Source organism: Bacillus sp. MRMR6 (assembly GCF_001940785.1).
GTDB lineage: Bacteria > Bacillota > Bacilli > Bacillales > Cytobacillaceae > Neobacillus.
On sequence record NZ_MSLS01000040.1, the window covers coordinates 1 to 18,646 of the forward strand.

An 18,646-nucleotide genomic window follows, 5' to 3' on the forward strand; every position below is an offset into this window, starting at 1 on the left:
ATTCGAATTATTCGAATTGGTGGCACGGCATTGCGACCGTTATCCAGACAATATTTATCTTTTAATTCTTCAATTATGAATGAAAAGTCGACTAGTTTTTTAATTTGGCGAAGCATATTATCTTTTGGAACAATGAGATCATAAATTCCTATATATGGGCTAAGATTAAATGAATCTTGAAAGGAAATCATTTCGGTACCACCTTTAAAGTCTTGTTACCTTAATTATAAAATAAAAAGCAGTTGAAGGKTTGATAAAATCAACCTTCAACTGCCTCAAAACAAAGGACTTTTTCAGTGCCCTCCGTGCAAGCGACGAGGAGGCTCACCGACCGCCCGCGGAAAGCGAAGTGCCTGGAGCGCAATTCAACAGACATATTTCAAAGCCTTTTATAATAATATTATAACAAATTAACGCGGTGAATCGTTATAATATTTGCATAAAAATAAGAGGCTGTCGAAAGTTTCTCGACAGCCTGACGAGCAATCCTAATGGATTGCTCGTTTTTATCTTATTGAAGTGGATTCCAGCCTTTTAGCACATTTTCAACTGTATAGTTAGCTGCTTCTTCATCTGTTAATTGAGGTCGGTCTAAATTAACGCCTGGTCCCTCATTTTTATATTCATAGAACCTTGCGTCCTTTGCACTGAACCCGGACATATCCGTCCAGCCCTCTTGCTGAATGTGTGCCCCTAATTCACAATTCATAAAAACCACGCTTGCAATCGCATTTGGGTCACCTCCAGGGTGCCAAGGTCTACCTAGGTAGACTGTTCCTTCGGCAGCTTCACTTATTAATCTACTATTGATAAATAAGAAACCGTAAGGATCATTTATATTTGTACTGGCCGCTGTGATGTATCCGTTATTTGTTGATGACCCACGGTCTAACGATACAATATCACAGTTATCAAATACAGCTCTTGCTGCTCCGAAAATAAAGTCTACATCCCCTTCAATATAACAATTACTAAAATATTGGGTTCCGCCATTTGCATATAAGGTATCCTGATTACCAAGAAAACGCACATGATCAAACTTCATCCGGTCGCCGCGGGTATAGACGGCAACAGCCTGTGAACCACCCTCTACGGTACTTTCATCAAACGAATTTTCCATCGTTACATTTTTGGCTGTAAAATCACTGGCGTACAGGTAAACGCTTGCACTGCCACTCGTACCATAAGTACCTCCTTCAGGTCTTGCCTTCTTTGCATAATTATCGTACGTTAAAATCGTGTTCTCCGCACTTTCACCAATTAAAGAAATAAATGGTTTGTTGGCTGGTACTCTTACGACTTCTTTATACGTCCCATTTTTGATGAAAATTTCTACTGGTTCTGTGTTATTGTCCGGAACGGCATCAATTGCTTTTTGGACAGTATCGTAATCCCCACTGCCATCTTTAGAAACGACAAGCTTTACAGAGCTTGCCCTCAACTCTTCTGTAGTATCTTCCACTCTAGTCAGCTCTCCTTTAGCTATCTTTCTACCATATTGATCAACCGTGTCACTTTCTAATGCTTCTACATAAATATGATTTTCAAAATAACCCGTTGTTTTCGCTATCTCTAATAGCTGTTTAGCGTAGCTGCCACCCCAAGAATAGCCATCACGACGTTCCTTTTCAATTTCCTGGATCGTATGCTTGATGACACCATCTCTACCTGAGAAAATCGGTTTGTTTGTACCAATTTCATAGAAACGATACCATGTTAATGCCCCTTCTTCCTCTACGAAGTAGACCCCATTCGGATCTGCACTTACATAACGAATTCCCTCAAGTTTCACTTCATCAAACCACTGTAAAGCAGCATGGACCGCTTGCCTGATTTCAGAAGTTTGTTCTGGACGGGACATTAAAAATCTTACAATACCGACTGATTCACTACCCGAAATTGATGGATGCTCATATGCTCGTGCATGTTGAGGTGCATAGGTTACGGGATCATGCTGTGCACACCAGGCCGTTAATTTGCCTTCCACCTTGATTTGAGCTTTTAAAATATAGTCAATTCCTTTATGCATGGCCTGTTCTAGTTTTTGTTTGTAAGTGTCATCTATCACATTCTCACTAAACGGATAGCTCTCGTTTATTAACTCATCAAATAGCTCTAACACATTAATCATCGAGTTATCGTTGAAAGTCACATAGTTCGAATAATAGACAGAGTCTTCAGGTGTTGTCCCTCGTTTTGGATAAACTTGCGGAAATCCACCTGTTTCTGTTTGCATGAGTAAGAGGAAGTCAATTCCTTTTAACACACTTTGCTTTAGCTTTTCATCTTTTGTTTGCTGATACACTTCAGAAATGAAACGTATTTGATTAATGGTTGCATTATTATCAATCGATCCTAGTTCCTCGCCATTCGGACCAAATTGTGTCGTACGCTTTTCTTTGCCGTCCCAAGGTCTGCTATATTGACTTTCCATTCCCTTCGTCCAGCCGCCATGGTCCATTTGCCAAGATACGAGGTTATTTGCCTGTTCCTTCAGCTCATCTAGATTTCCTGTAAATAGATTACTAGCCTCTTTTACCAATTTTCCGTCTTGTAGGGAATCTTGTAATTCATACATGACAACTGTATCACCAAATTTATTTGTTCCAACAGCTGCCCTTATTGGGTACATATTTGTAAAAGATGGGTTTAATCCTTTAAACCTGCCCGTTGCACCATGTAAAGTTAATGCATTTACATCAAAATTCTCGAATCTGCCATTTACCATTACTGCCACTAAGTTAGCACTTACCGCTTCTGCGGCAACAATATGAACTTCGCTTTCTTTATGGTTTGCTGCTTTAGCCATTTTTTCGAGAATGAATGCTGCTTCTTCATGGGTTAAGGTATGCTTCTGACCAAATCCTTTTCCTTTTTTCATATAGCCATTTGAGACAACGGCACCTACTGCATGTTCGCTGTCTTCCGATTTATTGTTCTTGCTCTTGCCGGGTACCAGGTCTAGAACATCAGCAATGATAACGGCAGCTTCTCTACGGGTAATCATGTCATCAGGACGGATTGCTCCATTTTGATCTGCTTGTACATATCCTGCTTGTTTAGCTGCCTCAAGCACGTAGCTCCACCACTTATCCTTTGACACTTCCCAAACCGAGGTTTCGGAATCAAGGTTTTTATATACCTCTTCGGAATGGTAACCAAACACTCGATTGATGCCGGCAAAGAATTCAATTCTAGAAACCTCATCCTCTAGCTTTGTTTCTTCTTGTGTTACGATTCCTTCTGTTTCCAGCTTTTTAAGCATGATGCCGTCAACTAAATCTTCCATGCTGACTTCTTCCACTTCAACAGGCTTTCGCCCGCCCATATCGGTATCACTAGAAGTGGTGTTATGGATCCGTAAGTGGTCAATATTTGCTCCACCGCTTAGACCGACACCTGTTGCAACGATTACATTATCTCCAGCCTTTAAAACCGCTTTTGTAGTAACGGTTTTCCAGCCGGTCCACTCACCTGTGGAAGGAAATGCCAATTCACTATTTTCCACTTGAGCATTTACTTTTATTTCAGCAGGTCTGTTATCTGCAGCCCCGTTTGCATAACGAAACTCCAGTGTATACTCACCATTTGCTGGAATATTCGTCACATTCCACGTAATGGTTCCACCAGGTGCGTTCGGGTTATAATCAACAAAACCTGTTCCTGTAAAGCCTGGATGCTGGTTATCTATAATCGCAGCTGTAATTTGAGCATCTTCTGCCTCAAAGATAGAATCAAACTCCTGATAAATTTGAACATGATCCATGTTAGGCCCATCATTTTGACCCAGTGTTTTAATGACAATGACATTTTCACCCGCTACTAATGAAGCATTTATTTGATTTGATTTCCAGGCTGTCCACTCACCAGTTGGATCAAATCCTTCCTTTTCCTTTACCGTTTCACCGTTGACGATAATTTCAAGTGAACGCGTATCAGTTGATCCATTAGCATAGCGGAAATTTAAAGTGTATTCACCGGCGTTTTCTATGTTCACTTTCCATGTAATGGAGGAACCATCTGCAGTAGGTTTAAAGTCAACAAATCCGGTTCCTGTAAAACCAGGGTGTTTATTATCGACCATTGCACTAAATAATTCTGCATTTTCTGCCTCATATACACCATTTTCACCAACATTAACGGGAGGCTGTTCTCCATCTCCTGGTGGTTCCTCTGGTTCCGGCTCAGGTTCAGGTGTTACTTTAATTGGAAGATCCTCTTGATAGAAACCAGAAAAAACTTGGACATCATCTAAATAATGACTTTTAGCGCTTGAGCCAGTAGTATAAGAATCTATCGAGCCAATATTTGTTACCCCACGATGAAACGGAGCATCCTCTAGCTTAAGTTCATTATTCACGTAAACATCTGCAGTACCCGTAGATTGATCGGCCACAACCTTTATGCTATACCACGTATTCGGTACATAGTCTACAAGAGCGGTGAAAGTGTTATCACTATTTTTATAGGATATCACTCCGGATCTTGTTTCAATATGTACTGCCGCATTGCTGCCTGATTCATCAAGCAGCCGAAGTACCTTTGTCGTGCTTCCTAATACTGTTTGCATGAAGTTTACTACAGCTGTAACAGTGTCCGTCTGAGGAGCAAAAGATTTCACAGCTTTAATCGTGTCAGCACCGTTATCCTCAAAGTAAAGGCTCTTATCCTCAGTACTTGGAACTTCCGAAACGGTTATACTGCCATTTTCACCTGATACTGTATAACCATCTGGGACACTTCCTGTTTCTAACGCATTAAAATCATCTTGAATAATGGGTGCTGCCTCGGCCGCGAAAGCCCTTTCATTTTGTAAAAAGCCAAAACCAGGTGTGAACGCTAACAAAAATGCAGTAACTAGTAATAATCCCTTTCTAAATTGGAGCCTTTTCCTTTTCATAGCTTCCTTCCCTTCTTTTTTTAAAATTTTCTTACAATTCTGATTTTAAATAGGAAGGAGTGGAAAACACAATAATCAATTCATTAGAGATAGGCACAATGACTCATATATTTTTATATATCAATAGATAAAGAGCATAACAAAGAATCTGATTGTTACTTTTTACCTACTTCAAGCCAAAATAATCCTTTCATAGGTGCTTAAATGTATCCTGTACTATTAATCTATTTGTAGGGATGAGTATCTTTTTGTGTTATAAGGATGGCACCCAGGAAATAATTCTAACTTTGTTGGACTCCTTTCTGTTTAAAGGGTTATTCTTATAATGGCTGTGTTAAAGATGAATGTTGATATTGAACGATTTTTGCGAAATCTGCGAGACTCCTCGAAAATGCTATCGCATTTTCTTCGTGCGTGGGCAGATTCGAGGAAGCCTATTCAATGTCCTGCGGGATTACGGGTCTGGGGAGACCCCGCAGGCGCTTTAGCGCCGAGGAGGCTCCCCGGAACGCCCGCGGAAAGGGAGCGGATTTCGCAAAAATCAACACTGTACATTAACACAGCCTTTATAATAAAAAGGATCCCACAAAATGAGATCCTTCCTCCGTTTATTCAGAATAATCAATTCGAAATAATTAATTGTTTAACACATCAACCGAATTCACCTTGGAAACAAACCCTAGTTCCTGCCAGGCATTTTCAGTGGACCAAGGTTTACTCGGATTATTGGAGACTCCGTAATACGTCCCATATTTCACCGTTGATTGAATGGCTAGATCAAAAAGCTGCACTGTATCTTCACGTGATAATAAGGTATGGTGCAGTCGTCCTTTCTCCTTCAACGCTTCATATTCATCTTCAGGAACACTCGCAATGCGCAAGTTGATAACAGAAAGATTATTGTCCTCTTCCCCGGCGAGAATATGTCCAATATTTTCAGATGCAAGCTTTAATACACCGTATAAACTTCTGGAAAACGGATAGTCTTTTGTAGTAATTTCCCTTCCCAATAATGAAATTCCCTCTTTTTCATAGTAGTCAGTAGTATGATTACTGCTGGCATATACAACCTTAGGAATTCCAAGCTGAATAGCTGCTCTAAATATATAAAAGGATGTCATAAAGTGGATGTCAGTCATTTTTTGAAAGTGGTCAATATCCTTTAGATCATTATCTGTTTTTATCGTTAGTAAGTTAATCAGCGCATCCGTATCCTTTGGAATCGAATCAAGTAATTGCTCGTAATTAGTTGCATCGACCTGGTGGAATAATACAGGAAGCTTTGGTTTTTTTTGATCAAGGATGAAAATTTCGTATCGGTCTTTTAACCCTTCAGTTAAGATGCTGCCAATCGTTCCTGCTCCGCCTATAATCGTTACTTTTTTCATTATTTTCCTCCATTTGAAAAAACAATAATCAATTATAGGCTTCTACGTGTTTCTTCATAATATACAGCATATACAGCGAATATTGTACTCAGGTAAAACCATACAAAAGCGGACTATAAGGTTACGCCTGATTTAAAAATGGCGATTTCTCGGAAATTATTTTTCTCATTATTTACAAGCACGCCGCTTGCCACATTAATAATATAGGTGATAAATTCTTCGAGAACCTCATCTTGAGATACATCCTCAACAAGTTTGCCTGCATTATAATCAATCCAGTGTTTTTTGGATTCATACAATGCTGTATTCGTAGAAATCTTTACAGTTGGAACAAAAGTACCAAAAGGAGTTCCTCTACCGGTCGTAAATAGAACCATTTGACACCCTGAAGCTGCTAATGCCGATGATGCAACGAGATCGTTCCCTGGTGCACTAAGAAGATTTAATCCCTTATCCTTTAGTGTTTCGCCGTATTTTAGAACATCCACAACTGGAGAATTTCCTGCTTTTTGCGTACAACCAAGTGATTTATCCTCTAGGGTTGTGATTCCCCCTGCCTTGTTTCCAGGAGAAGGATTTTCATAGATTGGTTGCTTATGCTCGATAAAATATTGTTTAAAATCGTTAATTAAGTCGACTATTTTCGCGAATACCTCTTGGTTGATCGCTCTTTCCATTAAAATTGTCTCCGCGCCAAACATTTCAGGAACTTCCGTTAACACAGTTGTACCGCCTTGAGCAGCCAGAAAATCGGAAAGTCGTCCAAGCAGAGGATTGGCCGTTATTCCGGAGAGACCATCTGAACCTCCGCATTTCAACCCAATTTTTAACTCTGATAGTGGAACCTCTTGGCGGCGATCCTGTTTTGCATACTCATAGATTTCTTTCAAACGGCTGACTCCTTCTTCAACCTCGTCAGAAACCTCCTGAGATAATAAAAACTTCACACGTTTTTCGTTATATTCACCTAAAGACTCTTGAAATTCAACTATATTGTTATTTTCACATCCAAGCCCGAGAACTAGTACTCCTCCGGCATTCGAATGTTTTACAGCATTTGCTAATATGGTTCTTGTATTAATATGGTCATCTCCAAGCTGGGAGCAGCCATAGTTATGTTTGAGGACTAATACATTTTCAAACGGAGCGATATCACCTACTTCTTCTTTAAAACGTTGAATAATTAAGTCTGCAATCCCATTTACACAACCGACAGTAGGAACAATCCAGAGCTCATTACGGATGCCGACACTTCCATCCTCACGTCTATATCCTTTAAACGTTAACTGTTTGTTGTGAAAAGGATTTGATCCTAACTTTTGTTGGTATTCATACTCTTGAATACTATCTAGATTTGTTTTTGTATTGTGTGTGTGAACAAATTCACCCGGGGCAATGTCCTTGAGGGCATGACCAATCGGAAACCCATACTTTAAGACATTTTCCCCCGCCTTAATGGGTTCCAAGGCAATTTTATGACCTCTTTTAATCGGTTCTTTTAATTGAATTTCTTTACCGTCCACAACAACCTTCTCAAGATTCTGATAATCTCTTAACGCGACTGCGACGTTATCCTCGGACTTAATCTTTACTATTTCTAACATGTCCTGCTCCCCCTTATATATTCGGGTTTTTGCATAAAATATCTTTGAGTGCTACTTTCAATCCTTGTCTTTCAATTTTAATTAGATTATTTGTAACAGCTTCGGTTAGTCCAGGAATATCATTCAAATTCATTCCCCAGTGCTTTTCATACTGTAAAACGGAAGTGACGATTTCTTTTAACCGTTCGGTCGTACCGTCATATTTCCCCCACAAATTCTCGAATAGCTCAATGATATACTCATCATCTGTCAGCTTAATTTCTTCTGAGCCTCGTTTTCCTTTATAAAAATCGAGTAACGCACTGAGAGAGAATACAAGCCTTTTAGGAAGTTCTTTTCGTTTATTGTAAAACTCTAGTAATGAAGGCAGGTTTCTTGTTTTGAACTTAGCCATCGAATTCAGGGCAATGCTTGTTAAATAGTGATGAATATAGGGATTAGCAAAACGATCTAAAACATCCTTTGCAAATGCAGTTAATTCATCCCTTGGTAAATCCAGACTCGGAATAATTTCCTCGTAGATTAAACCTTCAATGAACTCTTTTATCTCAGGTTGCTGAGTGGCTTCCCCAACCGTATCGATTCCATACAAATAGGCAACCGGTGTCATCGCTGTATGTGCACCATTCAAGATCCGTACCTTGCTTGTTCGATATGGGGTAATATCGTCCACAAACTTCACGTTCAGACCCGCAGCCTTTGCTGGAAACTCTTCTTGGATCCATTTTGGCCCTTCGATCACCCAAAGGTGATACTGTTCACTCACAACTAGCAAGTCATCCTTGTAACCAATTTCTTCAGTCATTTCTTGAATCGTATCCTTTGGAAACCCGGGAACAATTCGATCAACAAGACTGTTGCAAAACGTATTTGCTTGATGAATCCACTGTACAAAATTATCATCGAGTTTCCATAGATTTGCATAATTTAAAACGAACTTCTTAAGCTCTTCCCCATTTCGGTCAATCAACTCACAAGGAAGAATAATCATACCCTTACTTAGATCCCCTTTAAATGCTTTATATCGATGATACAAAAAGGCCGTTAGTTTTCCTGGAAAGCTTTTTTGAGGGCGATCCTCTAAGTCATCACCTTCGTCAAAGGCAATTCCGGCTTCAGTTGTATTAGAAACGATAAATCGTAAGTCTGAATTATAAGCAAGTTCCAAATACTCATTGTATTGGCGATAAAGGTTTAATCCCCTGCTTACGGAACTTATTACTTCATGCTGGGCCACCGGCTTACCACCCTTTAACCCTTGTAAGTAAACCGTATACAGTCCACCCTGCTCATTCAGTTTGTCAACCTTTCCACGCTCTGTTGACTGTACAATGACAACACTTCCGTTAAAATTTGTCTTTTGATTCATTTCGTTAATCATCCAGTCAGTGAACGCTCTTAAGAAATTTCCTGTTCCGAATTGCAATACTTTTTCGGGATATGTTTTAGGTTCTTTCCACGTTTCCCTTGATATTGTTTCCACTAAGGAAGCCTCCGTTTCGGTCTAATTTATTCGACAGCTACATTTTGTTTCGAATATGGGCTCATTTGAACCGTATGGAAACTGAAGTATTCATTTGCATTTTCGTAGGAAATCCCTTTAATGATTTGCCCTAATAGCTCCATATCATTAGGTACTTCTCCGTTTTCAACCCATCCACCGACTAAGTCGCACACTAATCGTCTAAAATATTCATGCCTTGTATAGGATAAAAAGCTTCTTGAATCTGTCAGCATACCGACAAACCGGCTCAGCAACCCCACGTTTGCTAACGCTTTCATTTGATCCAGCATTCCGTCTTTTTGATCGTTAAACCACCAGGCTGTACCAAACTGAATCTTCCCTGGGATGCCGCCACCCTGAAAACTGCCTATAATACTAGCAATCACGTAATTATCTTTTGGATTCAGTGAATATATAATCGTTTTCGGCAGAGCATCCTCACGATCAAGAGAATCAAGCAACCGGCATAAAGATTCTGCAATTTGTCCGTCATACATACTGTCAAAGCCGGTATCAGGACCAAGCTGTTTAAACATTCTCGTGTTCGTATTACGAAGTGCATGCATATGATATTGCATCACCCATCCTAATTTCGCGTACTGCTTCCCAAGGAATGTGAGTGTGTAGGATTTGTATTTCCTCTCTTCCTCTAGAGAGACGCGGTTGCCGTCAAGTGCTTTCGCAAATATTTGTTCCGCTTCCTCTTTTGAAGCTTCCGTATACATCATGACATCTAGTGCGTGGTCAGAAACCCTGCCGCCAAGTGAATGGAAAACTTCAATTCTTGAAACTAATGCCGTTAAATACTGTTCATAATTGGTGATAGCATCTCCATTCACTTCAGCCAGTTTTTCAATCCATTGTAAAAATCCATCACGATTTATTTCTAATCCTTTATCCGGCCTAAAGCTTGGGAGCACCTTAACTCCAAAATCCCGGTCTTCCCTTAATTTTAGATGGTATTCCAATGAATCAGTCGGATCATCTGTTGTACAGACCACTTCAACATTAGATCGTTTGATTAACTCCCTTACCGAATAGCTCTTTTTACTTAGCAATGTGTTAACTTTTTCCCAGATAACTGGCGCGCTCTTCTCATTTAAGATTTCATCAATTCCAAAAAATCGTTTAAGCTCAAGGTGTGTCCAGTTATAAATCGGGTTTCCGATCGTCATTGGAACAGTTTTTGCCCAGGCCATAAACTTTTCGTAATCACTGGCATTTCCTGTAATATATTCCTCTTCAATTCCGTTGCTTCTCATCAGTCTCCATTTGTAGTGATCCCCATATAACCAGGCTTCAGTTATATTTTTAAACATCTTGTTTTCGTAGATTTCCTTTGGGCTAAGATGACAGTGGTAATCAATAATCGGCATGTGTTTAGCGAAATTGTTGTACAAATGAATTGCTGTCTCATTTGACAATAGAAAGGTTTCATCCATAAATTTTTTCATACTTACAACCACCTCGAGTTAAAATATTTTTATAAAGGGCATTGTTTTCATCTTGGTTGCATATTTCCGCTACAGAATGCCTGCTTTTAACGGCGTTCCAGGGAGCATCACTAAAATAACAACGTTGTTATTTATAATCGTAAATGAAATGTTTGATAATTTCAACTATTTTAATTTTTTCTTTAAAGATTTCAATATTTATTGACAATTCATCATAAACTCTTCAAAATTATATTGAACAATCATTTGTTTCATCGTAGTACGATGACATGTTTTATTTTAAAATAATAACGTTGTTAACATACTGAATATATAGGTGAATAATTATGAGTATTACCATAAAGGATATTGCTGTGGCTGCTGGGGTGAGTTTTTCAACTGTTTCAAAAGCATTAAATGACAGTCCGCTAGTAAAAGCAAATACGAAAAGTAAAATCCTCCAAATCGCGAAGGAAATGGGATATGAACCTAATTTTGCGGCTCAGAGACTTGTTTCTAAACAGTCGAAGACAATTGGGTTGATTTGGCCAACACTAGAAAGAATGACTCCTTCCACATTAGTGACAAAGCTAAATGAAGTCATAAGCCAAAACTCATACAGTATGATTTTGTCTATTGATTCGATTAAAAACTCGGTAGAAATGTTTAAAAGGTTTCAGGTCGATGGGATTATTGCTTTTGAGGAAACTAGTGTCGAGAAGATTAATTCCTATTCCTCAACCATTCCCATTGTTTCTTACGGCGTCGGAGGAGAAAATAACTATCCTGTTATCGATGTGGGCTATCAAGAGGCGATGTTTACAGCGGTTGAATACTTATATCATCTAGGACATAGAAAATTTTCTTTCGTCGGTGACTTTTCTCCAGTTGATCGAAGACAAATTGAGAAATATAAAGGCTTTCAAAAGGCGATGGATCACTTTGGGCTCGAGATTGATGATCAGAGTTTAATTAACACCGGCGGACTAAGTTGGTTTGATGGATATACATCAACAACGAGGCTTTTATCAGGATCTAGACCTACCGCTATCATCGGAGCAAGCTATGATATTAGCTCCGGAATCATTCGGGCTGTTCGAGAAGCCAAGCTAATCATTCCAAAAGACATATCGGTGATGGGATACGATAATATTCCACAAATGGCGACTCTTGAAACACCATTAACGAGTGTTGGTGTACCAATAGATGTGTTAGCAGACAAAATGGTCAATACTCTGCTGCACTATATTCAAGATAAAAATTCAGTACCTCTTATCCAAAAGGTACCACCAACTTTAACCGAAAGAAGCTCATGTGCTCAAACAGTTGCAATGTAATCATAGGTAATCACGGGGACGGTTCTCCTGCTTCTTTCGTAAAACGAAAGAAGCAGGAGAACCGTCCCCGTGCATTACCCGTGCATTATTGTTGGTTAATTAGGTCAACAATTTCTCTCATGGTATAGTCCTTTAAATACATGCCCAAATGTTCTTCTGCACCTAAGAATATGGTTAGAAGAACATTTTGCATATTCGCGCCTACCACACACTGTTTGTTTGATTCTAAACATTTAGGCTGCAGTGCACCTTCTGAGGTCACTTTATATAGATCCCAGAGATTTACTTCACTTAAATCCTTTGCGAAGATAAATCCACCGCCCGTGCCTTCTTTCGTTTTGATAAAGCCATTTTTTTTCAATAAGCTTAACACTTTACGAATTCGTACCGGGTGGACACCGGAACTCCCTGAAATAGCTTCACTTGTTGACATCCGATCTGGCTGCAGCGCAAGAAAAGTTAAACTATGAATGGCAAGTGTAAAATCACTATTCACGGCATGCCTCCTAAACAAATAAAACTAAATCTGTACTGGAATAGTAGATGTTACAGATAGAATTGTCAAAAATATAAATATTAAGCTTTACTCTTAATTAGCCCATCTTTGCGAATCGGAATCGATCGTTACAATTGTACGAAGCCTGCGTGGAAGAAACCTACGAATCTCTTCTTCGTGATATCCAACTTGTAGTCGCTTTTCGTCTTGAATAATCGGCCGGCGCAGTATTTTGGGGTGCTCCATTAATAACTTATAAAATTCGTTAAGCGGCAGAGATTCAATATTGATATTTAAATCCTGAAAAGTCTTTGAATTAGTCGAAATAATCTCGCTGGTTCCATCTTCTGTTAGCCGTAGAATTGATTTGATTTCCTCCACCGAAAGAGGATCCATTATAATGTTTCTTTCAATATAATCAATTTGATGTTCCTCAAGCCAGGCTTTTGCTTTTCTGCATGAAGTACAGCTCGCTGTCGTATAGATCGTGACCATCCTTTACACTCTCCTAACGGATAATTTTTAAAGTGTAACAAATTTTTTTACAGTTCAATCATACTGTAATGATAACAATTACAGTTCCACCAGTCAATACTTAAATTAAAAAGTCATAGGGACGGTTCTCCTGTTTCTTTCGTATAACGAAAGAAACAGGAGAACCGTCCCCGCGCATTACTTCATGTGTTTGATTAGCTTGTTTAAACGCTGTAGATGGAAGGAGTAATCCATGATGGAGGATATGATGATGAGTAATCGGACATTTGAATCTTCGTTATCGTCATATAATCTTCCTTGTATTTGATACATTTCTTTGCTAAGTTTAAAATTTTCGTTATCAACATTTTCTTTTACGATTCCTTTGTAGCTTAATAGTAAGTACTCATGATATTTTATTAAATGCTCGAGCTGCTCATCAAAGATTTTGTTTTCTTCTTCAGGTAATTTACTTTGGAAAAAATGATCGTCAATGGTATCTAATAATTGCTCTCCTTCTTGCAGAGTCTTTAGTAGTTGCTTTAAAAGGATAAGTTCTCTTGCAGCTAATTGATTTGATTTTCCTAATTTCATTCTTTCTTCATCAAACAGCTGATATTGCTCTTCTATCTTTCGCATATCCTTTTTAAACTTCTTACTAAGTTCCTGATAGGAAACTTCCGTCAATTCATCCGAGATGGAAGTTCTGACTAACAACGACATGTTTTGAAAGATTTTTCCAACCAGTTCAATAAAGCTTTCTTTGTATTTAGGCGGGAAAATCAAAACGTTGATCAGTGTAGCCACGATGGTTCCAATCAAAATGACGATAAGCCGATCTAAAGCAAAGAACCAGTCTTCATGCCAAGCAGCACTCATTACAGCCAGAACCGTTACAAGCGTTAAAGGAATGGTCCCTTCCATTTTCAACTTAATACTAATAGCAATAACCAGCATAATCACGATGCCAATTGTAAGGGGGTTTTCCCCGATAAAATAAACAAAGAACAGTGAAATAGCAGCCCCTATTATATTGGCAAAAAATTGATCAGATATTTGTTTCCATGAACGGTAAATAGAGGGCTGGATGGCTAAAATCGCAGCAACTCCAGCAAAGATGGAAAGTTCTAGGTTAAATAAAGAGCATATGTATATAGAAAGCGAAACAGCTAAACCAGTTTTAAAAATACGAGGACCGAAAGTAATACTATCTCCCCCATTCGTTTTTGACCCCATATTATAATATCACAAAGTAAATGGACAACTACACTATTTGTGATAACCGACCTTGCTTTTTCACTGCTTAAAACCTTCAAGATATAATTTTTATCTTAGTGGGTCTTTTATCATTTGTCTTTTGTATATTTAACTAACGAGCGGAAAATACGGAGGGGAATTATGAAGGCGATCGTTAGCAGCAAATACGGTTCACCTGATGTACTTGAATTAAAAGTAGTAGAAAAGCCGGAACCTTTAAAAAATCAAGTCTTGGTAAAGATCCATGCAGCATCGTTAAACTTTGGTAACCTTGTTCTATTAAGGGGTGAACCGTTCTTTGCCCGCTTTGCATTCGGTCTGCGAAGGCCAAAATACTCCATACCAGGAGGTGACATCGCCGGCCGGATCGAGGCTGTTGGGGAAGATGTGAAAGTATTTAAACCAGGTGATGAAGTGTTCGGTGATCTTTCTAGCTGCGGCTGGGGTGGTTTTGCTGAATATGTTGCCGTTCCAGATAATGCTTTAGCATTAAAACCAAAGAATATTACCTTCGAAGAAGCAGCTGCTGTACCTATGGCTGGCATGACAGCCTTACAAGGTTTGCGGGATAAAGGTAAAATACAGGCAGGTAAAAAGGTATTAATTAACGGAGCATCTGGTGGTGTTGGCACTTTTGCAGTCCAGATTGCCAAAGCGTACGATGCTGAAGTAACAGGTGTATGCAGTACTAGAAATGTAGAGATCTTGCAGTCTATAGGTGCAGACCATGTCATCGACTATACGAAGGTTAATTTTACTCAAAAACCAAACCGTTATGATTTGATTCTCGGTGTTAATGGGTCTCATCCTATTGCAGCGTACCAACATGTGTTAAAAACGAATGGAATCTTTGTCCACGTAGGCGGTTCAGAAAGTCAATTGTATCAAACTCTACTCTTAGGACCTTTTAAATCAATGATAGGAAATAAGAAAATGAGCAGCCTGTTACAGAAAGCTAACCACAATGATTTACACTATTTGAAGGAATTAATCGAAGCTGGCAAAGTAAAGCCAATTATTGATCGTAGCTATACGTTAAGTGAGGTCCCGGAAGCATTCAAATATTTTGAACAAGGTCATGCTCAAGGTAAGGTTGTCATTACGATGTAACTAGTTCTTTTAAGTCATTTAGAGATATCGTTGAGTTACCGTCAGGAAAAGTCTTCAATTTTGCCGTGATGAAAATCATTATTTTGCTGTCATGGAAAGAAAGTAATGGATAAAGGTGTAGCTGTCACCTTCGACTATCAATGACCATTATTTCCATTGAAATAAGATGATACGACATTTTCTGCCTGAGGCGAAGAATTTAGCGTTTTTTGTTTTTCCTTGACTTGATAGGAATATTTACGTGAAAAAAAAGTCACCTAACTGTAAAAATAGGTATTGGTGACTCGTTTTTTTATTTTCAACATAACCTGACTTAACTTTCCTATCATTTCTTTCTCACTCCTTCTATCATTAAGATTTTTAATGTACATATTAGTTAGCATTGTCCCCTCCCTATTAATTCTACCTCATTACCTTTTCCTTCTTCAATTATCCCAACTTGTAACGTCATGAAGAAAATAAAAATGCCACATTAAGCATCGGCCCTGCTACTTTATGTTTATTCTTTCACAATGATTTTATCGAAAATGATTATTAAAATACCGCACTTTACTAATTTTTTTATTTCATTTTAGTATTATTTAAAGAGATTTTCACTTATCATATGAAATATTGTATTACTATTTTTATATTTTAAGGTGGAGAATCACACATGAACAGAAGAAAGGGAATATTTCTTGTTATAACAGGAGCGATATTTTGGGGGATTGGCGGCACGGTTTCAAAAAAGCTTTTTCAAGAATTTGAAATCGATGTAAATTGGCTTGTTACGATCCGATTGCTCATAGCTGGTTTTTTACTTTTAACCGTACAATATTTTGGAAAAAACCGTTCCCAGATCCTTGGTGTTTGGAAAAATAAAAGAATGGCTATTCAATTGATTATCTTCGGGTTACTCGGCATGCTTGCGGTTCAATACACCTATATGGCTTCCATCAAACACGGTAATGCTGCTGTTGCAACATTATTACAGTATTTAGCACCTGTCATGATTATCGTATACTTAATTTTCCGCAAACAAACTGTTCTAACACGAAGAGATTTGCTGACTGTTTCGCTGGCTTTAATTGGTTGTTTTTTGTTATTAACAAACGGCTCAATCTCTCAATTATCTGTACCTACCCTTGCAATCGTTTGGGGGATATTATCTGGCCTTGCCTTAGCATTTTATACTCTATATGCCGTTCCTCTTCTTGCGCAATACGATTCCCTTGTCATTGTCGGATGGGCTATGATAATCGGTGGTGTAGCATTAAGTTTTCTCCATCCCCCTTGGCAAATGGACTTTCAAACTTTAACAGTAGAAGCTTATGTTTACTTAATCTTCGTGATCATTTTTGGTACGATGATTGCATTTTGGTTCTATATCGAAAGTTTACAAAGTCTCCTGCCTAAAGAATCAAGTCTTCTAGGCAGCATAGAACCACTAGCTGCCGTCTTAACAACAGTCTATTGGTTAAAAGAACCCTTTGGCTATTTCCAATGGGTTGGTACAGCATGTATCATTGGAATGATATTACTATTGGCTTTGAATAAAACGTCATCTTCAACAACTAGCCAAACTCCTAAAAAGGAAGAGCCCCTCAGAGTTAGTTAAAAGCACAGGGACGGTTCTCCTGCTTCCTTCGTTTAACTAAACGAAAGAAGCAGGAGAACCGTCCCCACGTTTTATTCCTCTAGTCTTGCAACGCCTATTGCCAAGTGCTCCCAAAGTACTTCTTCTACTTTTGAAGCTACATCCTCCGAACATTCTACGACTAAGACGACTTCTGAGTGTTTTCCTTTTAATGCCCTTTCCCTTTTATGTACCACTTTGAAAATGACGTAGTCGATTATAAAGCCGAGTATAAATCCAGTTGCAGCACCGATTAGCCCCCAAAATATGGGGCCCCATTCCAAAACAAAACCTACACTTGCACCCACAACAGAAAAGGCGGTTCCAATCGCGGCTCCTTTATCAAATAGGCTGATTCCATCTGCTCGATGAAGCGTATCAAATAATCTTCTTTCCTCTACTCTATTAATAAGGGGAACAGCGAGAATACTCCCTTTTTCCACTCCCACTTTTTCCAAAGCCGTAATAGCTAACTCAAGGTATGAAGAGTGTTCAAAAGTAGAGAATACTTGCATTTAATTCACCTCATTCATTTATTAATACAGGAAATTTCACTCGATTTTGTTGATAATTTTCTTGCAGAAATTTTCGTTGTTCACTTTCAAATAATTTATTATTTTCAACCGTATTAACGTATGCGTCATAAATTGCAAACCCGTAATGAGAAGGCATAAATAGGAACCATTGAGGATTAATGACTTGTGTTGCTTGACGTAAATCTCCCAAGAAAAGGTAATGAATTGCAATAAGTATCTTTGAAAAGTATACAAATACAATCATAAAAATCATCGTAAAAATAGCTGTTACCACTCTATGGATATATAGTTGTCCCAACCCTGGTGTTAAAATAGACCACACTACCGCATTGAGCGGTCTTCTTTTATCTAAATAGTTAATTTCTAAACCAGCAATGACGTATGAATTGAAATCAGCATTTTCCCGTTCAGCTAATATAAATACTCTATTCATATCAACAGTAGTTCGATAGCTATCCCAAATGGCAAAAATATAGACAGGAATATACATAAGCATCCATCTTGGTTCAAGTACTTCCTTAGCCATGTCAATATTCCCTGTAAAAGAGAAAACCATAGCATGATTTATGTGAGCTTGATTATTTACAATAATCTCCCAGATAAATAATGCATAACCTCTAAGGTATTTAGACAAAAGGAGATGGCCGAATCCTGGAAATGCCGCAGACCACCAAGCAATCATATAAGGATTACGCAGATGTAGTTGTGTTGTACCGAGAGAACTAACGTGAGCTTTATACTTCCTTACTTTTTTTGTAGGATTTAGTGGATTAGTTGGGTTATAATTTCTCAAGGAGTGTACCCTCAACTTTTTATTTGGTAAGACTACTTTTTGATAAAATAGGTATTTTTATACATTTAATTTAAATATTGTATTGTATGTAACACTTTGGATTTGCTTTAGCTTGAAAAAAAGCACCCATCGTGATGAGCACTTTTTGCCATTCATTTATAAATCTTAACGCTAACTGGTTGATTTTTTTCGTAAACTG

The 18,646-nt window shown here is 38.4% G+C and carries 14 protein-coding genes; 3 read left to right on the top strand and 11 right to left on the bottom strand.

From position 1 onward, the window contains the following. From BTR25_RS23795 to uxaC, 6 genes are all read right to left on the bottom strand, one after another. A partial coding sequence (locus BTR25_RS23795) for a transposase (protein WP_483295285.1) occupies positions 1-191 on the bottom strand: 191 nt, incomplete at its 3' end. 320 nt (positions 192-511) lie between these two features. Next, positions 512-4,900 carry a pectate lyase gene (pelA, locus tag BTR25_RS26950; protein WP_083652540.1) on the bottom strand — a complete coding sequence of 1,463 codons (4,389 nt, stop codon included), beginning with the start codon at positions 4,898-4,900 and terminating at the stop codon, positions 512-514. A gap of 635 nt (positions 4,901-5,535) precedes the next feature. Then, positions 5,536-6,288 (bottom strand): NAD-dependent epimerase/dehydratase family protein, encoded by a 753-nt coding sequence (locus BTR25_RS23825; RefSeq protein WP_075690480.1) that lies wholly within the window; start codon positions 6,286-6,288, stop codon positions 5,536-5,538. 113 nt (positions 6,289-6,401) lie between these two features. Continuing rightward, the gene (locus BTR25_RS23830) at positions 6,402-7,892 is read right to left on the bottom strand and encodes a UxaA family hydrolase (RefSeq protein WP_075690481.1); all 1,491 of its coding nucleotides are present in this window, start codon (positions 7,890-7,892) and stop codon (positions 6,402-6,404) included. Positions 7,893-7,905: 13 nt separating this feature from the next. After that, entirely contained in the window at positions 7,906-9,375 is a 1,470-nt protein-coding gene (locus BTR25_RS23835; protein WP_217696986.1) for a tagaturonate reductase, read from the bottom strand. A gap of 26 nt (positions 9,376-9,401) precedes the next feature. Beyond that, a complete protein-coding gene (gene uxaC / locus BTR25_RS23840; protein WP_075690482.1) occupies positions 9,402-10,850 on the bottom strand; it encodes a glucuronate isomerase in 1,449 nt (482 codons plus the stop codon). Positions 10,851-11,176: 326 nt separating this feature from the next. Between uxaC and BTR25_RS23845 the strand changes: the two genes are divergently transcribed. Continuing rightward, the gene (locus BTR25_RS23845; RefSeq protein WP_075690483.1) at positions 11,177-12,166 is read left to right on the top strand and encodes a LacI family DNA-binding transcriptional regulator; all 990 of its coding nucleotides are present in this window, start codon (positions 11,177-11,179) and stop codon (positions 12,164-12,166) included. Positions 12,167-12,251: 85 nt separating this feature from the next. On the opposite strand, the gene BTR25_RS23850 is transcribed toward BTR25_RS23845, so the two are convergent. The 3 genes from BTR25_RS23850 to BTR25_RS23860 all read right to left on the bottom strand — a co-directional run bounded on the left by BTR25_RS23850 (position 12,252) and on the right by BTR25_RS23860 (position 14,372). Next, on the bottom strand, positions 12,252-12,662 hold the full coding sequence (locus BTR25_RS23850) for an RrF2 family transcriptional regulator (protein ID WP_075690484.1): 411 nt from the start codon (positions 12,660-12,662) through the stop codon (positions 12,252-12,254). A 93-nt stretch (positions 12,663-12,755) separates the two neighbouring features. Continuing rightward, positions 12,756-13,157, bottom strand: coding sequence for a transcriptional regulator SpxA (gene spxA / locus BTR25_RS23855; protein ID WP_075690485.1), 402 nt, complete (start codon positions 13,155-13,157; stop codon positions 12,756-12,758). Between the two features lie 177 nt (positions 13,158-13,334). Beyond that, positions 13,335-14,372, bottom strand: coding sequence for an FUSC family protein (locus BTR25_RS23860; protein WP_254842788.1), 1,038 nt, complete (start codon positions 14,370-14,372; stop codon positions 13,335-13,337). A gap of 162 nt (positions 14,373-14,534) precedes the next feature. Between BTR25_RS23860 and BTR25_RS23865 the strand changes: the two genes are divergently transcribed. Then, entirely contained in the window at positions 14,535-15,503 is a 969-nt protein-coding gene (locus BTR25_RS23865) for an NAD(P)-dependent alcohol dehydrogenase (protein ID WP_075690486.1), read from the top strand. Positions 15,504-16,155: 652 nt separating this feature from the next. Continuing rightward, positions 16,156-17,100: a DMT family transporter gene (locus tag BTR25_RS23870; RefSeq protein ID WP_075690487.1), complete on the top strand. Its 945-nt coding sequence runs from the start codon at positions 16,156-16,158 to the stop codon at positions 17,098-17,100. A 71-nt stretch (positions 17,101-17,171) separates the two neighbouring features. On the opposite strand, the gene BTR25_RS23875 is transcribed toward BTR25_RS23870, so the two are convergent. After that, complete coding sequence (locus tag BTR25_RS23875) at positions 17,172-17,633, bottom strand: hypothetical protein (RefSeq protein WP_075690488.1); 462 nt, start codon at positions 17,631-17,633, stop codon at positions 17,172-17,174. Positions 17,634-17,643: 10 nt separating this feature from the next. Continuing rightward, positions 17,644-18,447 carry a hypothetical protein gene (locus BTR25_RS23880; protein ID WP_075690489.1) on the bottom strand — a complete coding sequence of 268 codons (804 nt, stop codon included), beginning with the start codon at positions 18,445-18,447 and terminating at the stop codon, positions 17,644-17,646. Positions 18,448-18,646 lie beyond the last annotated feature (199 nt).